Origin of the sequence: Microcystis sp. BLCC-F209 (genome assembly GCF_041928595.1) — a bacterium.
Lineage (GTDB): Bacteria > Cyanobacteriota > Cyanobacteriia > Cyanobacteriales > Microcystaceae > Microcystis.
Window position 1 is genome coordinate 1 of sequence record NZ_JBHFLL010000255.1, and the last position, 4,400, is coordinate 4,400.

Annotated in this window: 7 protein-coding genes and 1 pseudogene; 4 read left to right on the forward strand and 4 right to left on the reverse strand. The window is 36.0% G+C overall.

Translation table 11 applies throughout. The features are described 5' to 3' along the window. The first annotated feature begins 111 nt into the window (after positions 1-111). Positions 112-480 carry a DUF5615 family PIN-like protein gene (locus ACE1AQ_RS16110; protein WP_110546098.1) on the forward strand — a complete coding sequence of 123 codons (369 nt, stop codon included), beginning with the start codon at positions 112-114 and terminating at the stop codon, positions 478-480. Positions 481-618: 138 nt separating this feature from the next. On the opposite strand, the gene ACE1AQ_RS16115 is transcribed toward ACE1AQ_RS16110, so the two are convergent. Together ACE1AQ_RS16115 and ACE1AQ_RS16120 are read right to left on the reverse strand one after the other, a co-directional pair. Beyond that, the gene (locus ACE1AQ_RS16115; protein ID WP_008202964.1) at positions 619-936 is read right to left on the reverse strand and encodes an XRE family transcriptional regulator; all 318 of its coding nucleotides are present in this window, start codon (positions 934-936) and stop codon (positions 619-621) included. After that, the gene (locus ACE1AQ_RS16120; RefSeq protein ID WP_043997200.1) at positions 933-1,277 is read right to left on the reverse strand and encodes a type II toxin-antitoxin system RelE/ParE family toxin; all 345 of its coding nucleotides are present in this window, start codon (positions 1,275-1,277) and stop codon (positions 933-935) included. Before ACE1AQ_RS16120 ends, ACE1AQ_RS16115 begins: the two co-directional genes overlap by 4 nt. 224 nt (positions 1,278-1,501) lie before the next feature. Between ACE1AQ_RS16120 and ACE1AQ_RS16125 the strand changes: the two genes are divergently transcribed. The 3 genes from ACE1AQ_RS16125 to ACE1AQ_RS16135 all read left to right on the forward strand — a co-directional run bounded on the left by ACE1AQ_RS16125 (position 1,502) and on the right by ACE1AQ_RS16135 (position 2,501). Beyond that, on the forward strand, positions 1,502-1,753 hold the full coding sequence (locus tag ACE1AQ_RS16125) for a hypothetical protein (protein WP_002791108.1): 252 nt from the start codon (positions 1,502-1,504) through the stop codon (positions 1,751-1,753). Between the two features lie 86 nt (positions 1,754-1,839). Next, complete coding sequence (locus ACE1AQ_RS16130; RefSeq protein WP_008202961.1) at positions 1,840-2,091, forward strand: hypothetical protein; 252 nt, start codon at positions 1,840-1,842, stop codon at positions 2,089-2,091. After that, positions 2,088-2,501 carry a type II toxin-antitoxin system VapC family toxin gene (locus ACE1AQ_RS16135; RefSeq protein ID WP_002797269.1) on the forward strand — a complete coding sequence of 138 codons (414 nt, stop codon included), beginning with the start codon at positions 2,088-2,090 and terminating at the stop codon, positions 2,499-2,501. The genes ACE1AQ_RS16130 and ACE1AQ_RS16135 overlap by 4 nt, the downstream gene beginning before the upstream one ends. Before the next feature lie 15 nt (positions 2,502-2,516). Here ACE1AQ_RS16135 and ACE1AQ_RS16140 read toward each other — a convergent pair whose 3' ends face one another. Both ACE1AQ_RS16140 and ACE1AQ_RS16145 read right to left on the reverse strand, forming a co-directional pair. After that, the gene (locus ACE1AQ_RS16140; RefSeq protein ID WP_110546097.1) at positions 2,517-3,830 is read right to left on the reverse strand and encodes a tetratricopeptide repeat protein; all 1,314 of its coding nucleotides are present in this window, start codon (positions 3,828-3,830) and stop codon (positions 2,517-2,519) included. 18 nt (positions 3,831-3,848) lie between these two features. Beyond that, positions 3,849-4,258 (reverse strand): annotated as a pseudogene (locus ACE1AQ_RS16145) (IS30 family transposase); the annotation flags it as partial. Between the last annotated feature and the right edge of the window lie 142 nt (positions 4,259-4,400).

Below are 4,400 nucleotides of genomic sequence, written 5' to 3' on the forward strand. Positions count from 1 at the left end.
AGGCTAATTATAAATTATACAGAGGTAGCAGCGGCTAAGTCTGGGTACTGGCAGTGCGGGACGGTGCTATGGCGATTTGATTACCCTATTCAGAAATCTTTGTCAAGTACAATTTATACCAAATTAGATGAGCTTACCCTGATTTCTCTGCGTACAGTCTCATGGTTAAGAGAACAAGGTTATGATGTCGTTCATCTTCGAGATGAAGGCTTACAAACTTTATCTGATCAGGAAATTCTTGCCAAAGCAAAAAGAGAAAAGCGGATAATTTTAACTGTAGATCTAGATTTTTCTCAACTTCTCGCTATTAGTGGTGATAATTTACTAAGTGTCATCCTATTCGGTTTAGGCAATGAAAACTACAATCTAATTAATCAGCGTTTAACTATAGTTTTACGAGATTGTACAAAAGCATTAAAGACGGGAGCAATTGTGTCAGTAACAGATCGTATTTTTCGGATTAGACTTTTACCAATTTAAGATTTTTGCTTTATAGCTTTCATGGAGTCTTCCCGTTAATTCCATCTTAAATATTGTGTTCCAAAAGCGAACACCTTTATTATTGAGTACAAATTATAACATTGGCAAATAATCTCCCTGTCCTCTGTGTCTCTGTGGTTAATTACACTTCGTTTCTGAATAGTCACCAATAATTATAGGTTCTTTGTTGGGAATTTTGACAATTCCACCTAAGGCGTTAACTACTTCGCGCAGTGTATTTAGCTCTAGATTTTGCTCTTGTTTAAGTTTAGGTACTATTGATTGCTGTACTTCAAGATGCTCTGCCAATTCTGATAAAGATAAACCTAGTTTTTCCTGCAAATACTTAAGCGTAAGTTCCTCCAGATAAATTTGGGAAGCTCTTGCTTTAATAATTGCTTGTCGTTCTCCACAAAGTTTATTAAATTCTTCCGAGAAGTTGGTATATTCTTTCATGACTTTTCTTCCTTAAGTTTTTCCAGATATTTTTGATAACGTTGATCTGCTATAGGAATATTTTCTTTGTACCATCTTTTGTTACCTGACTTGTTCCCCCCAACAAGTAAAATTGCTTGTCGATGAGGATCAAAGGCAAATAAAACACGCCAAGGTTCACCTTTATACTGAATACGAAGCTCTTTCATATTCTTAAAAGAAGCTCCTTCAATGGTATCAACTCGTGGTCTCCCCAGTGCTGGTCCAAGTTTCATCAATACAGTTAAAACAGCAAATACTTCATTTTGAAGTCCCTGTTCTTGTTGATAAAACCAGAACCTAAAATCTGGATCAAATATAATATTCTATTCCATAAATATAATATAGTCTGTACATAAAATAATGTCAAGCTTTCAGTTAAACATTCGGCTCTCTTGCCATCATCATTATAAATTATAACATCGGTGAATAATCTCTGTGTTCTTTGTGTCTCTGTGGTTAATTACCCTCGATAATCTCCGTACCTCGCTCCAACTCGAAAATGCTATGATAAAAGTAACCTATTATCACTAAGGAACCTTTAATCATGACTAACTTAAACAATCATTCAACCTCTAACACATCCGAAGAGCCTGAGTTATCAATGGAAGAACTCGATGCTAAATGGGATGCACTAGAAAATGACCCAGAATTTTTAGCAAAACCTTTTTGGCAAAAAATTGTTGAGATTGGTAAAGTTGTTCCCCAATCAGAATGGCGAAAACACTTACCTACAGACTTTGCGCGTAATTTTGAACATTATATGTACGGCGCACCGAGAGAAGATGAGGAAGAATGAAACAAATTTTCGCAAAACATTTACCTGACCAGATAATTTAGGTTATCATTAACTTATTCTCTTTAATCTAAAAGGAACCTTTAATCATGACTAACTTAAACAATCATTCAACCTCTAACAGATCCGAAGAGCCTGAGTTATCAATGGAAGAACTCGATGCTAAATGGGATGCACTAGAAAATGACCCAGAATTTCGCAAAAAACCTTTTTGGCAAAGAATTGTTGAGATTGGTAACGTTGTTCCCCAATCAGAATGGCGAAAACACTTTCCCAGAGACTTTGCGCGTAACGCGGAACATTATATGTACGGCGCACCGAGAGAAGATGAGGAAGAATGAGAAAAATTTTCTTAGATACCTTCTATTTAAAAGCGTTAGCTGATAGAGGAGATAATGCTCATAGACTTGCTATAAGTATGGTAGCAAGACTGGGTAACTTTAGAGGTGTTACCAGTGAAATGGTTCTGACAGAATTACTCAATGCTTTATGCAGTAGAGGGGAATTTTTGCGTAAATCAGCTATTCGTCTAACTCATGATTTACGCAATGACAGCAAAACCATAATCATTCCCCAAACCAGTGAACAATTTCAGCAAGCTTTTGATTTTTACCAAAGACGATTAGATAAAGGATACAGTTTAACTGATTGTGCTTCCATGCAGATTATGAGACAACTGGAAATCTCTGAAATATTAACCTTTGATAAGCATTTTCAGCAAGAAGGATTTAGCGCATTACTCAGAGAATAGTCACTAAACTTTACTTCACTTTAATTTTTTTCTCGCTTCATATAACCATTGTTCTTCCTCTGTATTAATTTCCCTCCCTTGAGCTAAATTAAGACATTTACGCCAATTTTCCTGAGATAATTTCTTGTCTTCTTTTTCTAAAAGTTGAGCATAAATACAAAAAGCAGCACCGGGATTGCGGATAAATTTCTGATAAGCTGGATTTTCAGCGATACCAATAGCAACTAAAAGATTAGGAACTGCATCTTCACTGCGATTTTGCTTAAATCTGGCCCAGCCTAGATTTTTATAAATACTATATTTTTGTACTGCTAAATTGCGTTTCTCCTCTTCAGTAAATTGGTCTAGTTTTTCATCTTTTTCTGCTAATAATCTCTTAGCTTTTTCCAGTAACTCTACTGCTTCTGCATTCTTATTATCGCGCAGATACCAATAAGCGAGATTATTATAAGCATCTATAAAACCACCTTTTGCCGCAATTAAATAGTGTTTCTTCCCATTAGTCAAATCCTGTAACTCTTCATAAAGTGTTGCCAACTTATAATGAGCATCTAGATTATCTGGATCTAACTCAATCGCTTTTAAATACTTCTCTTCGGCTGAAGCTAAATTAGGAAATTCTTGACTTGCTGGCGGAGGAGATTGTAAACGGTTGCCTTCTTGCTTATAAAACTCAGAAAACCAAGAGAAATTTAGATAAATTCCCAAGAGAATAGCAAAGACTATTACTGTTACAGAAAACTGTATTTCTTCATACCAATGTTCAGCAATCCCAAGCAATTTCATTAACTTAACAAAACCCTTCTGGCGCGTCCGTGTGAGAGCATTTTCAGTTTGTAATAAAGAAATGAAAGTCGAAAAAATAACACCTCCTATTTCTAGCAAACCTGAACCACCACTAAGAAACCGAGTAGCAATCGTTCCGATTAATGTAAAATTAACCCCTAATAAAACCAGTTTAACGATTCTCAATAGCCAATCAAAGCGATTGCAAGGATGCAGAGATTCCCTACTTTCTAAATGCCACCACCAAGCCTGAGCAGAAATAGGTAAAGTCTCCCGATATTCAGCTAAGTCAAGAACTTGAGTAATTTTGTAACTTTTCTGTTTTAATCTATTATCTTGTTCGATTAATTTTGACGACATATCAACGGAAATTTCCGCCTCAGCTTCCATTTGTTTATGAAGAGCATCTCTGGCGGCAATAATTTTTAAAGCCTGTGCTTTTTTCAGAGATTTATTATGAGAAGTATCTAAATAATTTAGAGCATTCTGGTAACGCTCTAAAGCAACTTGAAAGGGTGTCGGCACAGGTGCAGGAGAATTCATATTATACAATCCGCCAATTCAAGTCTGAATTGCATCACTGTCTGATCTACCTTCACAGAATACCTCATTCGGGGTAGGATAGTCAAGACATTTTCGAGGACGATTATTAATTAAGTTTACGGCTCTTTTTATCTGCTCTGGTTTAAGGATTTTCTAATGCGTTCCCTTGGGAAAATTGTCTTAATGGTCTATTATTAGGCTCGTTTAATCCCCTTTCCCAAGAATGATAAGGAGTAGCAAAATAAAAATCTGAGCCTAGTGTCTGGCTCAACTCTTGATGTCCATAAAATTCTTTGACCTTGTCACAAGTAAAGGTTTTTCTTTGGTCAGGGGGAATCTCTGGGAAAAGTTTTTCGGTGACAAGGGTTGATTTCCGATGCGGTTTTGTTTTTGACCAATCCTGCTACTAGAAATTTCGAGGCTTTGTCTCAGAAGTGTTGAACGTGGAAAAAAGTGGTACAAAATTTGATATTATAGATAAGAAAACAAAGTAAATGTACACCAATAAATGTGAATAAGCCATGCTAACAATTTTCCCAAAACTAATGAAAGAGCTTCTCAAGCCACTCC

What these genes read in the sequence shown, in the direction of transcription:
- ACE1AQ_RS16125 (WP_002791108.1), top strand. Translation starts at nt 1,502, where the DNA reads ATGACTAACTTAAACAATCATTCAACCTCTAACACATCCGAAGAGCCT.
- ACE1AQ_RS16115 (WP_008202964.1), bottom strand. Translation starts at nt 936, where the DNA reads ATGAAAGAATATACCAACTTCTCGGAAGAATTTAATAAACTTTGTGGA.
- ACE1AQ_RS16130 (WP_008202961.1), top strand. Translation starts at nt 1,840, where the DNA reads ATGACTAACTTAAACAATCATTCAACCTCTAACAGATCCGAAGAGCCT.
- ACE1AQ_RS16140 (WP_110546097.1), bottom strand. Translation starts at nt 3,830, where the DNA reads ATGAATTCTCCTGCACCTGTGCCGACACCCTTTCAAGTTGCTTTAGAG.
- ACE1AQ_RS16135 (WP_002797269.1), top strand. Translation starts at nt 2,088, where the DNA reads ATGAGAAAAATTTTCTTAGATACCTTCTATTTAAAAGCGTTAGCTGAT.